Annotated in this window: 15 protein-coding genes and 1 pseudogene; 10 read left to right on the top strand and 6 right to left on the bottom strand. The window is 70.9% G+C overall.

The features are described 5' to 3' along the window. Window positions 1-112 precede the first annotated feature (112 nt). From dnaK to murQ, 4 genes and pseudogenes are all read left to right on the top strand, one after another. Window positions 113-2,230: pseudogene (gene dnaK, locus CBM981_RS02120) on the top strand (molecular chaperone DnaK); the annotation flags it as partial. A gap of 377 nt (window positions 2,231-2,607) precedes the next feature. Beyond that, window positions 2,608-3,591 carry a DnaJ C-terminal domain-containing protein gene (locus CBM981_RS02125; RefSeq protein WP_087067065.1) on the top strand — a complete coding sequence of 328 codons (984 nt, stop codon included), beginning with the start codon at window positions 2,608-2,610 and terminating at the stop codon, window positions 3,589-3,591. A 124-nt stretch (window positions 3,592-3,715) separates the two neighbouring features. Then, window positions 3,716-4,168: a DUF3110 domain-containing protein gene (locus CBM981_RS02130; RefSeq protein WP_087067066.1), complete on the top strand. Its 453-nt coding sequence runs from the start codon at window positions 3,716-3,718 to the stop codon at window positions 4,166-4,168. Then, window positions 4,165-5,127 carry an N-acetylmuramic acid 6-phosphate etherase gene (gene murQ / locus CBM981_RS02135; protein ID WP_087067067.1) on the top strand — a complete coding sequence of 321 codons (963 nt, stop codon included), beginning with the start codon at window positions 4,165-4,167 and terminating at the stop codon, window positions 5,125-5,127. The genes CBM981_RS02130 and murQ overlap by 4 nt, the downstream gene beginning before the upstream one ends. On the opposite strand, the gene mtnP is transcribed toward murQ, so the two are convergent. Further along, window positions 5,100-6,080 (bottom strand): S-methyl-5'-thioadenosine phosphorylase, encoded by a 981-nt coding sequence (gene mtnP, locus CBM981_RS02140; protein ID WP_225867479.1) that lies wholly within the window; start codon window positions 6,078-6,080, stop codon window positions 5,100-5,102. The genes murQ and mtnP overlap by 28 nt on opposite strands. Before the next feature lie 100 nt (window positions 6,081-6,180). Here mtnP and CBM981_RS02145 point away from each other — a divergent pair, with 100 nt between their 5' ends. After that, on the top strand, window positions 6,181-6,621 hold the full coding sequence (locus CBM981_RS02145) for a peptidylprolyl isomerase (RefSeq protein WP_087067068.1): 441 nt from the start codon (window positions 6,181-6,183) through the stop codon (window positions 6,619-6,621). Window positions 6,622-6,699: 78 nt separating this feature from the next. Here CBM981_RS02145 and ribBA read toward each other — a convergent pair whose 3' ends face one another. Beyond that, on the bottom strand, window positions 6,700-8,403 hold the full coding sequence (gene ribBA / locus CBM981_RS02150; RefSeq protein WP_369801662.1) for a bifunctional 3,4-dihydroxy-2-butanone-4-phosphate synthase/GTP cyclohydrolase II: 1,704 nt from the start codon (window positions 8,401-8,403) through the stop codon (window positions 6,700-6,702). Between the two features lie 110 nt (window positions 8,404-8,513). On the opposite strand from ribBA, the gene argC reads away from it, so the two are divergent. Beyond that, window positions 8,514-9,578 (top strand): N-acetyl-gamma-glutamyl-phosphate reductase, encoded by a 1,065-nt coding sequence (gene argC / locus CBM981_RS02155; protein WP_087067069.1) that lies wholly within the window; start codon window positions 8,514-8,516, stop codon window positions 9,576-9,578. Here argC and purN read toward each other — a convergent pair. Beyond that, window positions 9,558-10,232, bottom strand: coding sequence for a phosphoribosylglycinamide formyltransferase (purN, locus tag CBM981_RS02160; RefSeq protein WP_087069118.1), 675 nt, complete (start codon window positions 10,230-10,232; stop codon window positions 9,558-9,560). The two genes, argC and purN, sit on opposite strands and share 21 nt — an antisense overlap. 7 nt (window positions 10,233-10,239) lie before the next feature. On the opposite strand from purN, the gene CBM981_RS02165 reads away from it, so the two are divergent. The 3 genes from CBM981_RS02165 to CBM981_RS02175 are packed head-to-tail and all read left to right on the top strand — an operon-like array spanning window position 10,240 to window position 13,227. Further along, entirely contained in the window at window positions 10,240-10,599 is a 360-nt protein-coding gene (locus CBM981_RS02165; protein ID WP_087067070.1) for a DUF1257 domain-containing protein, read from the top strand. Between the two features lie 10 nt (window positions 10,600-10,609). Next, window positions 10,610-12,349 carry a M61 family metallopeptidase gene (locus CBM981_RS02170; protein ID WP_087067071.1) on the top strand — a complete coding sequence of 580 codons (1,740 nt, stop codon included), beginning with the start codon at window positions 10,610-10,612 and terminating at the stop codon, window positions 12,347-12,349. Continuing rightward, a complete protein-coding gene (locus CBM981_RS02175) occupies window positions 12,346-13,227 on the top strand; it encodes an N-acetylmuramoyl-L-alanine amidase (RefSeq protein ID WP_087067072.1) in 882 nt (293 codons plus the stop codon). Before CBM981_RS02170 ends, CBM981_RS02175 begins: the two co-directional genes overlap by 4 nt. Before the next feature lie 55 nt (window positions 13,228-13,282). Here CBM981_RS02175 and CBM981_RS02180 read toward each other — a convergent pair whose 3' ends face one another. After that, the gene (locus CBM981_RS02180; protein WP_087067073.1) at window positions 13,283-14,146 is read right to left on the bottom strand and encodes a helicase DnaB; all 864 of its coding nucleotides are present in this window, start codon (window positions 14,144-14,146) and stop codon (window positions 13,283-13,285) included. A 186-nt stretch (window positions 14,147-14,332) separates the two neighbouring features. Between CBM981_RS02180 and CBM981_RS02185 the strand changes: the two genes are divergently transcribed. Further along, on the top strand, window positions 14,333-15,964 hold the full coding sequence (locus CBM981_RS02185; protein ID WP_087067074.1) for a glucose-6-phosphate isomerase: 1,632 nt from the start codon (window positions 14,333-14,335) through the stop codon (window positions 15,962-15,964). Here CBM981_RS02185 and CBM981_RS02190 read toward each other — a convergent pair. Further along, window positions 15,943-16,746, bottom strand: coding sequence for an ABC transporter permease (locus tag CBM981_RS02190; protein WP_087067075.1), 804 nt, complete (start codon window positions 16,744-16,746; stop codon window positions 15,943-15,945). The two genes, CBM981_RS02185 and CBM981_RS02190, sit on opposite strands and share 22 nt — an antisense overlap. Next, a complete protein-coding gene (locus tag CBM981_RS02195; protein WP_087069119.1) occupies window positions 16,746-17,480 on the bottom strand; it encodes an ABC-2 family transporter protein in 735 nt (244 codons plus the stop codon). Before CBM981_RS02195 ends, CBM981_RS02190 begins: the two co-directional genes overlap by 1 nt. Between the last annotated feature and the right edge of the window lie 2 nt (window positions 17,481-17,482).

The raw sequence follows: 17,482 nt of genomic DNA on the forward strand, positions 1-17,482 counted from the left end.
TTGGAGCCCTGTGAATGTACGTAGGAGCGCCCATCCTTGCTTTAACCCGTGATTAATGACGGCCCGCCCGGTAGTTTTGGGGCGCCAGAGGGGTGACGGGGTCGCGCTGTTCATGGGTCGCATCGTCGGCATCGACCTCGGGACCACCAACTCGGTGGTGGCGGTGCTGGAGGGCGGCCGTCCGGTGGTGATCGCCAGTGCCGAGGGCAGCCGCACCACCCCGTCGGTGGTGGGCTTCAGCCGGGATCAAGAGTTGCTGGTGGGGCAGCTGGCCCGCCGTCAGCTCGTGCTCAATCCGCGCAACACCTTCGCCAATCTCAAGCGGTTCGTGGGGCGCCAGTGGGAGGAGCTGGAGGAGTCCAGCCTCGGCGTGCCCTACACGATCCGCGCCAACGACCAGGGCAACGTGCGGGTGGTGTGCCCCGCCACCGAGCGGGAGTACGCCCCCGAGGAGCTGGTGGCCAGCATCCTGCGCAAGCTGGTGGACGACGCGGCCACCTACCTCGGCGAGCCGGTGGAGGCCGCGGTGATCACGGTGCCCGCCTATTTCAATGACGCCCAGCGCCAGGCCACCCGCGATGCCGGTCGCCTCGCCGGCATCGCCGTTGAGCGCATCCTCAACGAGCCCACCGCAGCCGCGCTGGCCTACGGCTTCGATCGCGCCGCCGCCAAGCGGGTGCTGGTGTTCGATCTGGGCGGCGGCACCTTCGATGTGTCGGTGCTGCGCATCGCCCAGGGGGTGTTCGATGTGAAGGCCACCAGCGGCGATACCCAGCTGGGCGGCAACGACTGGGACCGCCGCATCGTGGACTGGCTGGCGGACGGCTTCCAGAAGGAGCACGACCTCGACCTCCGCCGCGACCGTCAGGCCCTGCAGCGCCTCACCGAGGCGGCGGAGAAGGCGAAGATGGAACTGAGCGGGGTGCAGACCACCCCGATCTCGCTGCCGTTCATCGCCACCGGCGCCGACGGCCCCCTGCACATCGAGACCAGCCTGGAGCGGAGCCGCTTCGAGGCCCTCTGCCCGGATCTGCTCGACCGGCTCCTGCGCCCCGTGCAGCGGGCCCTGCGCGATTCCGGTCTGGCGGCTGACGAGATCGACGACGTGGTGCTGGTGGGCGGCTCCACCCGCATGCCGATGGTGCAGGCGATGGTCCGCACCCTGATCCCCCGGGAGCCCTGCCAGTCGGTGAACCCCGATGAGGTGGTAGCGGTTGGAGCGGCCGTGCAGGCCGGCATCCTCACCGGTGAACTTCGCGATCTGATGCTCAACGACGTCACCCCCCTCTCCCTGGGGCTGGAGACGATCGGCGGGGCCATGAAGGTGCTGATCCCGCGCAACACGCCGATTCCGGTGCGCAAGAGCGACCTGTTCAGCACGTCGGAGGCCAACCAGAGCTCGGTGGAGATCCACGTGCTGCAGGGCGAGCGCCAGATGGCCGAAGGCAACAAGAGCCTGGGCCGCTTCCGCCTCTCCGGGATCCCGCCGGCCCCCCGGGGGGTGCCCCAGGTGCAGGTGTCGTTCGACATCGACGCCAACGGGCTGCTGCAGGTGTCGGCCACCGACCGCACCACCGGCCGCCAGCAGAGCGTGAGCATCCAGGGCGGCTCCAACCTCAGCGAGGAGGAGATCGCCCGGCTGATCGAGGAGGCGGAGCAGAAGGCCGCGGAGGACCGCCGCAAGCGCGCCGCCATCGACCGCCGCAACAAGGCCCTCACCCTGGTGGCCCAGGCGGAGCGGCGCCTGCGCGATGCCTCCGTGGAACTGGGGCCCTACGGCGCCGAGCGCCAGCAGCGGGCGGTGGAGATGGCCCTGCGGGACGTGCAGGATCTGATGGCCCTCGAGGAGCGCGGCGATGCCGATCCGGGCGAGCTCGACCTGGCGGTGAGCCAGCTGCAGGAGGCGCTCTATGCCCTCAACCGGCGGCTGCTGAGCGAGCGGCGCAGCGAGCAGGGGCCGCTGCAGGGCCTCAAGAACACCCTGGGCTCGCTCAAGGACGAACTCTTCGCCGACGACGACTGGGATGACTGGAACCGCCCCGGCAGCGACCCCTGGGCCATGCCCCCGGGACGCTCCACCGGCGACTTCGGCCCCGCCGCCGGTTATGGCTCCGCCCGGAGCTACGGCTCTGCAGGCGGCTACGGCCGCGATGCTGGCGACCGGCGGGACACTGGCGACTGGCGCGACGCTGGCCGGGGGTCTGGAAACGCCGGCAGGCGCAACGAGCCTGACGCCTACGGGCCCGAGCGCTATGGCCCAGACCGCTATGGCCCAGACCGCTACGAGACAGACCGCTACGACCGGGAGCCTTACGGCGCCAAGCCTTACGACGCTGACCTTTACCAGCCCGAGCCCTACCCATCCGAGCGCCAGCCCATTGCACGATCCGCGCCCCGGCGCCCGGAGCCCGACGCTCCTCCCCTGGAGCGCGACCGCACCGGTCGGCGGGAAGGGGAACCGGACGTCCAGGACCGGCGCTTGCCGCCGACCGGCGCTGCGGCGGGTGATGGCTTGGGCAGAGCCGATCGGGATGCCCCGCGGCGGGACAGCCGCCCCAGCCCTCGCAGGCCCGCTCCCGTGCCGGACGACGACCCCTGGGGTGACATTTGAGCCCAGTGAGCCAACCCCCGCTTGCCCCGCCGGACTACTGGGCTGTGCTCGGCCTGGATCCCGGTGCTGACCCCGCCAGCCTGAAGCGGGCCTTCCGCAGCCAGGCGCGCCGCTACCACCCCGATCTCAACGGCAACGATCCGGTGGCCGAGGAGCGGTTCAAGCTGGTGAACGAGGCCTACGCGGTGCTCTCGGATCCCCGGCGGCGGGCGGCGTGGGAGCGTGGCGACCCGGCGGGGTCCGGCGGCCCCCGGGACCCCTTCGCCACCGCTTTCCCCCTGTTCGAGGACTACCTCGCCGAGCTGTTCGGTCAGCGCGGCCGCCATCGCCAGGACAGCACCAACCAGGACAGCCCCCGCCAGCACAGCTCCAGCGGGCACAGCCCCAGCCCCTTCGATCCCGATCCTCCCAGCGGCGGACCGGTGACCCCCTCGCCGGCGCCACCACCGCCGGTGCAGGCCTCCACCGATCTGGAGAGCCGTGTGGACCTCACCCCCGAGCAGGCCCTGCAGGGCGAGCGGCTGGAGCTGACCCTCGCCGATGGCACGGTGGTGGAGGTCTGGACCCCTCCCATGGCCGGCGACGGCTGGCGGCTGCGGCTGGAGGGGGTGGCGCCGGGGGGGGGTGATCACTTCCTGCACCTGCAGGTGCGCACCGAGGAGGGCCTGCGCATCGACGGGCTGCGGGTGCACTTTCCCCTGGAGCTCTCCCCCGCCGAGGCAGCCCTGGGCTGCCAGGTGGTGGTGCCCACCCTGCGCGGCCCCGTGAAGCTCACCGTGCCGCCCTGCTCCTCGAGCGGGCGGTTGCTGCGGCTGCGCGGGCGCGGGCTCAGCTGGGGTGAGCAGCGGGGCGACCAGCTGGTGGAGGTGAAGATCGTGCTGCCGGAGCAGCTTGACGACGCCGAGATGGCGCTCTACAACCGCCTGCTCGAGCTGGCCGACGAGGCGACGCCCCGGGGGGACGGCGCGATGGCGGGCTGATCCACAGGCCCTCAGAGGCTGAACGTCCGGAGCTGTCTCGCTGGGTTGCGATCGCCGGCGGCCCTGGGCAGTGCCGGGCCAACGATGAGACACTGGGGAGCCCGCCGCACCCTTCGCCATTCCCATGCCGGTGCACGTGCTGCTCTTCGATCCAGGAACCGATCAGGAAGGCATCCACTCCCTCGAGATCAACGGCCGCACGGTGGTGCTCCTCTTCGAGGCCCGGGATGATGCCGAGCGCTATGCCGGTCTGCTCGAGGCCCAGGATTTCCCCGTGCCCAGCGTTGAGGCCCTCGATCGCTCGGAGATGGAGCAGTTCTGTCGGGATTCGGGCTACGAGGCCCGCTTCGTGCCCGTGGGCTTCCTGCCCCAGACGGCGGAGGAGCGGCTGCTGATCGCACCGCCTGAGCGCAACATGGATGTGCACAACTGGCAGGAGCAGGCCGCCACGGCCGGCACGGTGGGTGGCACCGAGGCTGCGCGTCCGGCCGCTTCCGAGCGGGGCGCCGCGGAGCCGATCAGCAGCGGCGATCCCGAACTGGAGGCCTTCCGCCGCCAGCTGGAGGGCCTGCTGTGAGTGCTGCGGCCACAGGAGCCGACCGCGGTCATCTCCTTACGGAGCAGGCCAATCCCCTCAGCGCCAACCTTGACCAGCTGCCCACGGCGGCCCTGGTGGATCTGTTCTGCCGCAACGACCTGGAACCCCAGCGCGCCGTGGCCGCCGCCGCTCCGGCCCTCACAGCCGCCGTGGAGGCGATCACCGAGAGGCTCCGCTGCGGAGGCCGGCTGTTCTATCTGGGGGCCGGCACCTCCGGCAGGCTCGGGGTGCTCGATGCGGCGGAGTGTCCTCCCACCTTCTGCACCCCTCCCGAGCTGGTGCAGGGGGTGCTCGCTGGCGGTGCCCCGGCCCTGTTGCGCAGCTCCGAGGGCCTGGAGGATCTGGAGGAGGCCGGGCGCAGCGATCTGGAGGCGCGGGGGTTCGGCCCTGGGGATTGCCTGGTGGGCATCGCCGCCGGCGGCACCACTCCCTACGTGCGTGGGGGCCTGCAGCATGCCTGCGCGCTCGGCGCCCTGGCCATCGCCATGGCCTGCGTGCCTGCCGATCAGGTGCCCATGCCCTGCAGCATCGACATCCGCCTGCTCACCGGCCCGGAGCTGCTGGCGGGCTCCACCCGCCTCAAGGCCGGCACCGCCACCAAGATGGCGCTCAACATCCTCTCCACGGGGGTGATGGTGAGGCTGGGCAAGGTGTACGGCAACCGCATGGTGGATGTGGCCGTCACCAACGCGAAGCTGGAAGACCGGGCCCTGCGCATCCTGCGGGATCTGGCCGGTGTGGACCGGAGCCGCGGCTCGCGTCTGCTCGAGCGCTCCGGTGGTTCCGTGAAGCTGGCGCTGCTGATGGAGGCCTCCGGGCTTGAGGCCGCCGAGGCCCGGGCCCTGCTCGAGGCCCATGGGCCCAGCCTTCGCCAGACCCTGGCGGCCTGTGGTGCCCGCCTCGGCGCGGCTCAGCCGCCGTTGAACGGCCCCCAGTAGGGACTGGTGAACAGGTCCACCCGGCGCCGGGTGGCGGGGGGCACGTGCTCCGGTGGCGTCATCAGGGCGTGGCGCAGGGCGTGGTGGGAGCTGCTGGTGGGCCGCAGTTCGCCGATCCGCTCGGCGGCCACCCGCACGATCTGCTGGGCCAGGGCGGCGTTGGCGCGCAGGTTGTCGATCACCAGCTCCACCGTCACCGAGGCGTGCTCCTGGTGCCAGCAGTCGTAGTCGGTGACCATCGCCAGGGTGGCGTAGGCCATCTCGGCTTCCCGGGCCAGGCGCGCCTCGGTGTGGTTGGTCATGCCGATCACGCCGCAGCCCCAGCTGCGGTAGAGCTCCGATTCGGCGCGGGTGGAGAAGGCGGGGCCCTCCATGCACAGGTAGGTGCCGCCGCGGTGCAGCTGGCGGCCGGCGGGCATCAGGCTCTCGCCCACATCCGCCAACAGGCGGCTGAGCACACCGCAGAAGGGATCGGCTGCGGTGACATGGGCCACCACGCCCTCGCCGAAGAAGCTCAGGGGCCGCTGGTGGGTGCGGTCGATGAACTGATCCGGCACCACCATGTCCAGGGGCTGCACCGCTTGCTGCAGCGAGCCCACGGCCGACACCGACAGGATCCAGCGCACCCCGAGGGAGCGCAGGGCCCAGAGGTTGGCCCGGTAGGGAACCTCGCTGGGCGTGTAGCTGTGATGGCGACCGTGCCGGGCCAGGAACACCACCTCAAGGTCGTTGATGCGTCCGAGCCGCAGCGCGTCCGATGGCCTGCCGTAGGGGGTGTCGACGCTGATCTCCCGGACGTCCTCCAGCCCCTCCATGGCGTAGAGCCCGCTGCCGCCCAGCACACCCAGCCGGGCCTGGCGCAGATCGCTGCCCGCCGGCCGTGCGGGCGCTTCGGCAGGAGCTTCGGCAGGAGCTTCAGAGGGAGTCGGGGTGCTGGAGCTGGAGGGTGGCATCGGGTGGGGGAAGTCTCAGGGGGCCCCGGACGTGGCCGACCGGCACCGGGCCCCCATTGTCCTCCTGGCCCCATACAGTCGTGCTTTGCGCTCTGAGCCCGTGACCAAAGCCCTGATGGAGACGGATGCCGGCACCATCGAACTCGACCTGTTCGACACCGACGCTCCGAACACCGTCGCCAACTTCACCAAGCTGGCCAGGGAGGGCTTCTACGACGGTCTGGCCTTCCACCGGGTGATCCCCGGCTTCATGGCCCAGGGCGGCTGCCCCAACAGCCGGGAGGGCGAGCGCGGGATGGCCGGCACCGGTGGGCCCGGCTACCACATCGACTGCGAGATCAACAGCCAGAAGCACAAGGCCGGCACCCTCGCCATGGCCCACGCCGGCCGCAACACCGGCGGCTCGCAGTTCTACATCTGCCATGACGCCCAACCCCACCTCGATGGTGTGCACACCGTGTTCGGTCACACCGCGAACATGGATGTGGTGCTGGCCCTCAAGAACGGCAGCCGCATCAACAAGGTGACCATCCAGGACTGACGGCCACCTCTCAGGACTGCCGGCCGCCCCGGCTGATCCCCCGGTTGTCCTGACCCCCTGGTCCTGGCGCGGCCGGATTCAGCCCCACACCAGAAAAGCCTCGGCTTTGAGGGGGAGCCCCGCTCCCCCGCCCGCGGCCAGCTCCGCCAGGGGGCGGCGCTGGGGCTCCAGCTGGGCGCTGGGGTGGTTGGTGCGCTGGGCATCCGGCGCCAGCAGCAGGCCCACGCTGCAGGTGTGGGGCCAGCGGGCCAGCCGCTGCAGCAGGTCGGTGAGCCCGGCCTCCGCCAGGGTCTCCTGGCCAGCCCCGGGTCCGATCAGCACGGCCAGGGTTGGCTGGTGCAGCAGGGCCAGCAGGCGCGGGTGCTCCTCCCGGCTCAGTTGCAACCCCTGTTCCAGGGCCCAGGCCTGCAGGTGCTCCAACCGTTCGGCCAGGGTGTGACCATCGCTGGTGCCGCTCCAGGCCAGCACGGCGGTGGGCCCCAGGGGGCAGCTGGGGCCATCCCCCATCAGGTGCCCGAGCTTGGAGCGTTTCACGGCCAGATAGGCCGCGTTGTGCTCCCCGGCATCCATCACCAGGGGCACCCGGTCCACCACCTGGAGGCCGTAGCCGCCGAGGCCGGCGATCTTGCGCGGGTTGTTGGTGATCAGCCGCAGGCGCTGCACGCCGAGATCGCTGAGGATCTGGGCCCCCACGCCGTAGTTGCGCAGATCGGCGGGGAAGCCGAGCCGCTCGTTCGCCTCCACCGTGTCCAGGCCCGTGTCCTGGAGCGAGTAGGCCTTGAGTTTGTTGATCAGGCCGATGCCACGGCCCTCCTGGCGCAGGTACACCACCACGCCTTCGCCGGCCTCCTCCAGCATCCGCAGGGCGGCCTCCAGCTGGGGGCGGCAGTCGCAGCGCAGGGAGCCGAAGGCATCGCCGGTGAGGCATTCGCTGTGCACCCGCACCAGCACCGGCCCGCTGGCCCGCTCCGGGTGGCCCTTCACGATCGCCACGTGCTCGCTGCCGTCGAGTTCGTTGCGGTAGCCGATGGCGCGGAACCGGCCGAAGCTGCTCGGCAGGGCCGCCTCGGCCTGGCGCCGCACGAAGCGTTCGGTGTCGAGGCGGTAGCGGATCAGATCGGCGATGTTGATCAGCCGCAGCCCGTGGCGGGCGGCGTAGGCCGCCAGCTGGGGCAGGCGGGCCATCGAGCCATCGGGGTTCTGGATCTCGCAGATCACCCCGGCGGGATAGAGGCCGGCGAGGCGGGCCAGGTCCACGGCGGCCTCCGTGTGGCCCGCCCGCTTCAGCACGCCGCCCTGGCGGGCCCGCAGCGGAAAGATGTGGCCGGGCCGGCGCAGATCGCTGGGGCGGGTGCCGGGATGGATCGCCACCTGGATGGTGCGGGCGCGGTCGTCGGCCGAGATGCCGGTGCTCACCCCGTTCTCCGGGCCCGCGTCCACGCTCACGGTGAAGGCGGTCTGGTTCTCGTCGGTGTTGCGGTCCACCATCAGGGGCAGATCGAGGGCGTCGAGCCGCTCCCCCTCCATCGCCAGACAGATCAGGCCCCGGGCCTCGGTGGCCATGAAGTTGATCTGCTCTGGGGTGGCGAACTGGGCGGCGCAGATCAGATCGCCTTCGTTCTCCCGGTTCTCGTCATCCACCACCACGATCGACTCGCCGTTGCGGATGGCGGCCAGGGCATCGGCGATGGCGTCGAACCGGATGGCGACCGCCGCCGCTGGTTTGCTGGGATCCTGGCTCTGGGGGGCCGGGTTGGGTGACGGGTCGCGCAGGAGGGCCAACGGCGGGGAGGGGAAGGGGACGAGGAGGGGTTCCCGGGGAAGGCGCCGGATCGGTGGGGGCGCAATCATCCTTTATAAAGCCCGGGTCGTCCCGGGGTGAGAGTTCCGCCATGGCCAGCCAGCGCGTTGCCGTGATCGGTGCCAGTGGGTACGGCGGTCTGCAGACCCTGCGGTTGCTGCAGGGGCACCCGGCCCTCACGGTGACCTTCCTGGGCGGGGAGCGCAGCAGCGGCAAGCGCTGGAGCGAGATCACCCCGTTCCTGCCCCTGCCGGGTGACCCCGTGGTGCAGAGCCCCGACCCGGAGGCGATCGCCGCCGCCGCCGACTTCGCCGTGCTGAGCCTGCCTAACGGACTGGCGGCCCGGCTGGTGCCTGCCCTCCTCGATCGCGGGGTGCGGGTGGTGGATCTCTCCGCCGACTACCGCTACCGCTCCCTGGCGGCCTGGCAGGCGGTGTACACAGCCGAAGCGCGGGACGTTCCCCGGCAGGACGATGACCTCTGCGCCGAAGCGGTGTACGGCCTGCCGGAACTGGAGGGCCGGCGCCTGCGCCAGGCCCGCCTGGTGGCAGCCCCCGGCTGCTTCCCCACCGCCTCCCTGCTGGGCCTGCTGCCCCTGCTCCGCCAGGGGCTGATCGAGACCTCAGGCATCGTGATCGATGCCAAGACCGGCACCAGCGGCGGTGGCCGGGCCGCCAAGGAACATCTGCTGCTGGCGGAGGCCGCCGAGGCGATCGCCCCCTACGGCGTTGTGGGCCACCGCCACACCAGTGAGATCGAGCAGATCGCCAGCCAGGTGGCCGGGGAGACGATCCAGCTGCAGTTCACGCCCCATCTGGTGCCGATGGTGCGTGGACTGCTGGCCACGGTGTACTGCCGGCTGCGGGATCCCGGCCTCACCGCCGATGACTGCCGCACCGTGGTGGAATCGGCCTATGCCGGCAGCCCCTGCGTGCAGGTGCTGCCGGTGGGCACCTACCCCTCCACCAAGTGGGTGCGCCAGACCAACCGGGCGCTGCTCTCGGTGCAGCTCGATCCCCGCACCGGCCAGCTGATCGTGATGGGAGCGATCGACAACCTGGTGAAGGGGCAGGCGGGCCAGGGGGTGCAGTGCCTCAACCTGATGGCCGGCCTCGAGGCCACCACGGGGTTGCCCCTACTGCCCTTCTATCCCTAGGGCCCGGGCGGCCAGCCGCACTCCCAGCGGCAGGATGCGGTGCTCCTGCCGCTGGATGCGGGCCGCCAGCCGTTCGCGGCTGTCGCCGGGCAGCACCGGCACGGCGGCCTGCACCAGGATCCGCCCCGCATCCACGGCCTCGTTCACCAGATGCACCGTGCAGCCGCTGAGGGCCACGCCGGCCGCGAGGGCCTGCCCCACCGCATCGATGCCGCGAAAGCTGGGCAGCAGGGAGGGGTGGATGTTCACCAGCCGATCCGGGAAGGCGGCGATCAAGGTGGGCGTGACGATGCGCATCCAGCCCGCCATCACCACCAGATCCGCCCGGGCCTGGCGGAAGGCGGCGACCAGGGCGTGATCGAGGGCTTCACGGCTGGCGTGCTGGCGGTGGTCCAGCAGCTGACAGGGCACCCCGAGCCGTTCGGCCCGATCCTGGGCGCCGCAGCCGGGATTGTTCACCACCAGCAACGCCACCTCGCCGTGCAGGCGGCCCTCACGGCAGGCCCTCACCAGCGCCTCGAAGTTGCTGCCGCTGCCCGAGGCCATCACCCCGAGCCGCAGGGCAGGACCGGCAGGAGGGAAGCCGGGATCCCGCTGTGGCAACGGCCACTGGATGCTGGGCCCGTCCTCGCTAAAGTCGTCCAAAGCGGGCATCGGGTTCATGTCCCATCTCTCCATCCTGCCAACCCTGTTCCGCGACCCCCAGACGCTGGCCGCGAGCCTCGAGGCCGTGGGCCTCGTCCCCCGTTGGGGAGGGGATCTCCAGGGCTTTGCCGACGTGCGCCAGGCCGTGGTGTTGCAGGTGCGGCTGGCGGGCGGTGGGGCTCTGGGCTGGCGGCGTCAGTCCGATGGCAGCCTGGCGCTGGTGGGGGATCTGCAGCGCCTCAGCCGCAGCCGGTCACTCCAGGCGCTTCTCGGTCGGCTCACCCGTGGCTACGCGGCCCGGATGGCCGTGAAGGAGGCCCAGCTGCATTTCGCCGACACCGCCGAAGGCTCCGTTCATGTGAGCGTCAGCGCCTGAGATCGCTGCGGTGCCCACGTCGTTTCTGCCCAGCCTCAGCCTCGATCTGCGTGCACCCGAATCCCAGCTGGTGGGGGTGCGGCTCCGTTACCAACCCAGCCGGCAGCTGTTGCGCTTCGCCCTGCCGGCCTGGACCCCCGGCTCCTACCTGATCCGCGACTACGTGCGCCAGCTGGAGGGGCTGGAGGTGGTGCAGGCAGGCAGGGTGCTCCAACCCCGGCGGGTAGGCACCAGCCGCTGGGAGCTGGCCCTGCCCGGTCTCGAGCCGGTGGAGATCCGCTACCGCATCCTCGCCACCGAGCTCACGGTGCGCACCTGCCATCTCGATGGCGATCACGGCTTCCTGGCCCTGGCTGCGGTGGCGCTGGAGCTGGAGGGGGAGCGGTGGTCGGCCCACCGCCTGTGCCTGCAGCTGCCGCCTGGCTGGCAGGCGTTCGTCCCCCTTCCCGCCGATCCGGATGGGGGCTGGACCGCCCGCCACTTCGATGCCCTGGTGGACACCCCGGTGGAAGTGGGGCCCCACCCCTGCCACGCCTTCGCCGTGGCCGGCGTTCCCCACCGCTGGGTCACCTGGGGGCGCACCCTCAGCGGCGGCGACCTGCCCCAGGAGGACCCCCGCTGGCTGGCTGATGTGGAGCAGGTGTGTCTGGCCTGCTGCCGGCTGATGGGGGTGGATCGGCCTGCCGCCGATCACTACCTGGTCGTGCTGCACCTCAATGCCGACGGCTACGGCGGCCTGGAGCACGACACCAGCACGGTGCTGCAGTACGGCCGCCGCCGCCTGGCCCGCCCGGACGGGCGCCGCAAGCTGCTGCAGCTGGTGGCGCACGAATACCTGCACCAATGGAACGTGCGCCGGCTGCGGCCCGCCGAACTCACTCCCTATGCCTACGGCCAGGCGGTGGTGATTCCCACCCTCTGGTTTGCCGAGGGGATCACCAGCTACGTGGATCAGCTTCTGCCCTTCAGTGCCGGGCTGGGCAGCGTTGAGGAGCTGCTGGAGGATCTCGGCAGCGACCTCAGCCGCTACCTGCTCACTCCCGGCCGGGCGGTGCAGAGCCTGCGCCAGAGCGGCGAGGAGGCCTGGGTGAAGCTTTACCGCGCCGATGCCCATTCCCCCAACAACCAGATCAGCTACTACCTCAAGGGGGCGGTGCTGGCGTTGGTGCTCGATCTGCACCTGCGGCGTCACGGCAGCGGCCTGCCGGTGGTGCTGCGCTGTCTGTGGCACCGGCTGGGCCGTGCGGGCCGGGGCTACCGGGAGGCTGATCTGATCGCGGCCTTCGCTGCCGAGGCGGGTGATCTTGCCTCCCTGCTGCCAGCCTGGCTGGAAGGGGTGGAGGATCCTCCCCTGGCCGACTACCTGGCCGATGTGGGGCTGATGCTGGAGAGTCGCCGCTCCCCCAGCCTGTGGCTGGGGTGGCAGCTGCAATCCAGGCCCGAGGGCTTGACGCTGCAGCGGGTTGTGCGTGACTCTCCTGCACAACGGGCTGGATTCACGGTGGGCGATGAACTGCTGGCCCTCAACGGGTGGCGTCTGCATCAGCCCGAGGATCTGAAGGCCGTGCTCGCTGGTTGCGTTGCCGCTCCCCCCCTCCGGGTGCTCTATGCCCGTGATGGCCAGGTGCGCAGCGCCGAGCTTGAGCCCGAGCCTCCGGCCGTGGAGGCCTGGACCCTGCGGATCGACCCGGCGGCCGGTGAAGGCGCCGAGGATCGCCGCCGCCGCTGGCTCGCCCTGGAGTGTCCATGAACCTGCGCCAGCAACCCCTGGTCCTTGCGGGCGTGGCGGCGGCGGGGATGGTGTTGCTGGGCGTGATCGGCTGGATCAGCCGGGGCCTGGCGGACGCCGAGGCGGGGAGCAGCGGCCAGGCCTCCCTGCTGGAGCTGCTCGAGGAGGTGCGCCAGCCGCCGATGGCTCCGGAGCCCGGCCGCCGCCAGGCTCCCGGTCCCCCACCGGCAACCCGCTGGACATCGCCCATGCAGTCCCCCCGCTGTGTCGCCACCGCAGACGGGGCCGAGGGCCAGCGCCTCCGCGCCCTGGTGGATCAGCTGCACAGCGCGCCGCTGCGGGTGCGCATCCACCCCACCAACTACGGCACACGCTTCAGCCGTGATGCCTTCGGCAATCCCCTCGATCCCACGCCCCGGGTGGTGGTGCTGCACGAAACGGTGTACGGCATCGGCTCGGCCATCAACACCTTCCTCACCCCCCACCCCCGCGATGAAGACCAGGTGAGTTACCACGCCGTGATCGGCCTGGACGGCAAAACGGTGCTGCTGCTCGAGCCTGAGCAGCGGGCTTTCGGGGCCGGCAACTCCGCCTTCCGGGGCCAGTGGGTGGTGACCAACCCCGAGGTGGGCGGATCGGTGAACAACTTCGCGTTGCACGTGAGTCTGGAAACACCCCTGGACGGTGAGGACGACGGGCCGAGCCACAGCGGCTACACACCGGAGCAGTACGACGCCCTGGCGGCCCTGCTGGCCGACTGGATGGAGCGCTACCCGATCCCCCCGGACCACATCACCACCCACAGGGCCGTGGATCTGGGGGGTGAACGCTCCGATCCACGCAGCTTCGACTGGCGTGCCCTGCAGACCCGGCTGGAGAGCCTCGGCGCGATGTGCTGAGACCGCACCCATCCTCTGCCGGGCAGTCTCGTGAGAACCCTCTGATCCCTGGCGCTCAGATCAGAGGGGAGAGGGCCGGCCTGCGGGTGCCGTACAGCAGGGCGTGCAGGGCGGGATCCTGCATCGAGCGCAGGATGCGGCGGGGGTAGTCGAGCTTGCCGTTGTGCAGGTAGGCCAGGGTGGCCAGGGCCTTGGCCTCGCGCGGATCGGCGCTGGCCTGCAGCACGCGCCCGCGGGGGAAGCCCAGGGCGTCGCTGAGCCGGGCGAATTTCCCCACCAGCAGCACCACGTTCTGCTGCGGATCCAGCAGCTGACGCCGCGCCTCCATCACCTCCTCCGCTGTGGCATCGGGGCGGAGCAGCCCCTGGTGCACCATTTCGCCCAGGCCCAGCTGGGCCGGACCGTGGGTGCTGAACAGGCCGGAATGGGCCGCGATCGGCAGATCCTCCCCTGGCTTGGCATGCCGCATCTCGTCGAAGAGCACGGCGGTCACCAGCATCGGGTTGATCCGATGCTGGGCCGAGGCGGAGAGGATCACCGGGCGCAGATCCTCCAGCCTGGCCAGGGTGTGGTTGCGCAGGGGCTCGAACTGGTCGATGCCCTCGGTGAACAATTGGGCCAGCTGGGGCTGCGGGCCATGCACCCCGAAGCGGCGCTGCAGTTCCTGCAGTTCGCTGGCGGAGAACTGGAGGGGGTCGGGGTTGCTGCCGTCCGCCGGGTAATGCACGCTGCTGCTGAGGCCCGGTTCGAGCACCAGGGACGGGGATTCCTGCCAGCGGCCCGCCGGGGTGAAGGCTGCCAGGCCGAGCCCGGCGAGAACGCCAATGGCCCGGAACCTGCGGCGCCTGGCCCGCCCATGGCGAGGGAGGGCTGAGGCGGGCCGAACCCGATCCGGGCCCAGGCGTAGGGCCTGCCTCACCGAAGTGGAGCCAAGGCGCACAAAAATGCCAACGAACTGAAACCTGATCTTAAGAACACTCTCCATTTCTGCCTCCCGAACCTGAACGGTCCTGGGGCCGACCCCCTTTTCTGTGGATCGTCTGGATCACGTCTAGGTTCAGCAGGCCAGACCTCGGCGTGCTCCCACGCCAACCCCGCTGACTCCATGCCTGCCGATTTCAATGGCTCCGATGCCGTGACCCAGTGGAGCCGGTTCTGCGAGCTGCTCTGGTTCCATGAGGATCTCGGCTTCTGGCTCGATGTCAGCCGCATGGCGCTGAACCAGGACGACCTGGACCGCCTCCAGCCCGGTTTCACCAGCGCCTTCGCCGCCATGGAGGCCCTGGAGGGGGGAGCCATCGCCAATCCCGATGAACAGCGGATGGTGGGCCATTACTGGCTGCGGGCCCCCCAGATGGCTCCCGACCAGGACACCGCCCGCCACATCGCCAACGAAATCGATCAGATCGAGGCCTTCGGCCGGAAGGTGCTCTCCGGCGCTCTGCCGGCCCCTGGAGGGCAGCGCTTCACCGATGTGCTCTGGATCGGCATCGGCGGTTCCGGTCTCGGTCCGCTGTTGATGATCGAGGCGCTGCAGCAGGAGAACTGTGGCCTGCCCTTCCACTTCATCGACAACGTCGACCCCCAGGGCATCAGCCGCATCCTGGGCCGCCTGCAGGACCGGCTCGGCACCACCCTGGTAATCGTGGTGAGCAAGTCGGGCGGCACCCCCGAGCCCCGCATCGCCATGGAGCAGGTGCGCGAGCGGCTCAGCAGCCAGGGCGGTGACTGGGCAGGGCAGGCCGTGGCCGTGACGATGGTGGGCAGCCGGCTGGACCGGCTGGCGGCGGGGGAGCAGTGGCTGGCCCGCTTTGACATGTTCGACTGGGTGGGGGGGCGCACCAGCATCACCAGCGCCGTGGGCCTGCTGCCGGCCGCCCTGATCGGCACCGACCTGCGGGCGTTTCTGGCCGGGGCCGCCCAGATGGATGCCGCCACCCGCACGACCTCCCTCACCGCCAATCCGGCGGCCCTGATGGCAGCCGCCTGGCACGTGGCGGGCCACGGCCGCGGTGAGCGCGACATGGTGCTGCTGCCCTACCGCGACCGGCTGGCGGTGTTCAGCCGCTACCTGCAGCAGCTGGTGATGGAGAGCCTGGGCAAGAAGCTCGATCGCGATGGTGCGGTGGTGAACCAGGGCATCGCGGTGTATGGCAACAAGGGTTCCACCGACCAGCACGCCTATGTGCAGCAGCTGCGCGACGGCGTGGACAACTTCTTCGTGACCTTCATCGAAGCTCTCGATGATCCCGCCGACATCCCGGCGCTGCACGGCGAGCGCCCCGGCGACGTGCTGGAAGGCTTCCTCCAGGGCACCCGCACCGCCCTGATGGAGAGTGGCCGCCAGAGCCTCTCGATCACCCTGCGCCGCTTCGACGCCCGGGCCCTCGGTGCCCTGGTGGCCCTGTTCGAGCGGGCCGTGGGGCTCTATGCCGAACTGGTGAACATCAACGCCTACGACCAGCCCGGCGTGGAGGCCGGTAAGCTTGCCGCCGCCTCGATCCTCGAGCTCCAGGCGGAGCTGGAGAGCCTGCTGGCCGACGGCCAGACCCGCAGCCTCGAGCAGCTGCAGCGGGGGCTGGAGGCCGGGGGCCGGGCCGTGCCGTCACCGGAGCCGATCTTCTGGATCCTGCGCCACCTCAGTGCCAACCAGCCGGCTCTCCAGGTGGAGGGCGACTGGGGCCAGCCGGCCAGCCTGCAGGTGAGCCTGCGCCCTCAGCTGGACGCCGAGGTGTAGTGCCGCAGGGCGAAGCGCCAGAACCAGCGGCTCGCCGCAAAGCACACGGCCGCCACCACCAGTCCCGCCACGGCCCAGGCCGGTTCTCCGCGTCCGAGGATCGCCTCGGCCGGCACCGTGGTGAGGAACGCCACCGGCAGCACGAAGGTGAACACCAGCCGCAGGGCCGCCGGGTAGGCGCTCACCGGATAGCGGCCGGCCACCAGGGTGTAGCGCAGCACCTCCGTGGCGTTCCACACCTTCACGAACCAGATGCTCAGGGCCGCCAGCACGAACCAGAGGCTGTAGAGGATCACGGCGCTGGCGAGCACCAGCGCCAGCGCCAGCAGCACGGTGGTGGACTGCCCGCTGGCGCCGGCCCGACCGGCGGCCCAGCCGCAGAGGGCCAGGCCGGCGACCACACCGGGCAGGCCCCAGGGGGAGAGCATGCGGGTGGAGAGCCAGAACTGGCTGTCCACGGGCTTGAGCAGCACGAAGTCGAGGCTGCCGGTCTGCACGTGCCCCACGATGCGGCTGAGGTTGGGCTGCAGCAGGCTGGTGGTGAAGCCCTCCAGAAGGGTGTACAGGCCCAGCACCACCAGGGCCTGCTCCCAGCTCCAGCCGCCCAGCTGCGCCGCGGCCCCGCGGGAGGGCCCGCCGAACAGCAGGCCCAGCACGAACACGCTGCCGGCCAGGTTGCCCAGCACCGAAAGGGCCTCGATCCAGAAATTGGCGGGGTATTCCAGTTCGGCGTTCAGAGCGGTGCTCCAGAAGCAGCGCAGGCTGCGCAGATACCGTGCCATCACGCCCCCATGGCGGCGTAACGCCTCAGCCCCCGCCGCCACAGCCAGGCCGCGAGCGGCAGCACCAGGGCGCACCAGGCCGCGATCGCCCCAAAGCCCCGGCCGGCCTCCACCGGCGCCCCGGCCAGCAGCCGGGCCGGGAAGTCCACCATCCAGGGGAAGGGGGTGGCCTCGGCCAGGCGCCGCATCGCCGGGGGGAAGGTGTCGAGCGGCGCCACCAGACCCGACAGGAAGAGGTAGGGAATCATCAGCAGCCGGTCGAGGGCAGCGGCCCGTTCGGTCCAGAAGCAGGCCATCGCCACCACGGTCTGGATCAGGAAGCGCAGCAGAAACACCGCCAGGATGGCCAGCACCCCCAGCAGCAGCCTGCCGGGCGGCGGCAGCCAGAGGCTGCCCGGGGCGATCAGGGCCAGGGGTGGCAGCAGCACCAGCAGGAACGGCAGCCGGGTGGCCTGTTCCGCCAGATGGGCCGCGAAGTAGCGCCACAGGGGCAGCAGCGGCTGCAGCAGGAAGGGGGAGAGCTTGCCCTGGAGCACGTCCTCCTCGAACACGTGGATCATCCACACCACCGTGAACTGCCGCACCAGGAAGGCCGCCAGGAAGTAGCGGCTCAGCTGCACCGGGCTGAGCCCCGCGGCCTCGGAGGCACCCGAGCCGCTCCACACGCCGAGCATGATCAGGGGGAGCACCCCCGAGAGCACCCACAGGGCGATCTCGGCCCGGTACTCGAGCATGT

It is taken from the genome of Cyanobium sp. NIES-981, from assembly GCF_900088535.1.
Lineage (GTDB): Bacteria > Cyanobacteriota > Cyanobacteriia > PCC-6307 > Cyanobiaceae > NIES-981.